Consider the following 927-nt stretch of genomic DNA (forward strand, 5'->3'; position numbering starts at 1 on the left):
ACGTATCGCATCGCAACTATCCCTGGCGACGGCATCGGCAAGGAAGTCGTTCCCGCAGGCCAGCAAGTGCTCGAAGCGCTGGCCACCACGACCCAATCGTTCGCGTTCGAATTCGAAAACTTCGACTGGGGCGGCGACTACTACCGCAAGAACGGCGTGATGATGCCCGAAGACGGTCTCGATGCGATCCGCGACAAGGACGCGATCCTGTTCGGCTCGGCGGGCGACCCGGACATTCCCGACCACATTACGCTGTGGGGTCTGCGTCTGAAGATTTGCCAGGGCCTCGATCAGTACGCGAACGTGCGCCCGACGCGCATCCTGCCGGGCATCGACGGCCCGCTCAAGCGCTGCAAGCCCGAGGACCTGAACTGGGTGATCGTGCGTGAGAACTCGGAAGGCGAATATTCGGGCGTCGGCGGGCGTGTTCACCAAGGGCATCCGATCGAAGCGGCAACCGATGTATCGATCCTGACGCGCGCCGGGGTCGAGCGGATCATGCGGTTCGCGTTTCGTCTCGCACAGTCCCGTCCGCGCAAGCTGCTGACCGTCATCACGAAGAGCAACGCGCAGCGCCACGCGATGGTGATGTGGGACGAGATCGCGCTCGAAATCTCGAAGGAATTCCCCGACGTCACGTGGGACAAGGAACTGGTCGATGCATCGACGGCGCGCATGATCAACCGCCCCGCGACGCTCGACACGATCGTCGCGACCAACCTTCACGCCGACATCCTCAGCGACCTCGCCGCGGCGCTCGCGGGCAGTCTCGGCATCGCGCCGACGGGCAACATCGATCCGGAGCGCCGCTATCCGTCGATGTTCGAGCCGATCCACGGTTCGGCATTCGACATCATGGGCAAGGGCCTCGCGAACCCGGTCGGCACGTTCTGGTCGGTCGTGATGTTGCTCGAACACCTCGGCGAA

At 63.8% G+C, this 927-nt stretch carries 1 protein-coding gene; it reads left to right on the forward strand.

What is annotated here, in order from left to right:
- Nucleotides 1-927, forward strand: a 927-nt coding sequence (locus AWB65_RS35065; RefSeq protein ID WP_125474312.1) for a tartrate dehydrogenase, incomplete at both ends; no start/stop codon positions are given.

Source organism: Caballeronia humi (genome assembly GCF_001544475.1).
Taxonomy (GTDB): Bacteria; Pseudomonadota; Gammaproteobacteria; order Burkholderiales; family Burkholderiaceae; genus Caballeronia; species Caballeronia humi.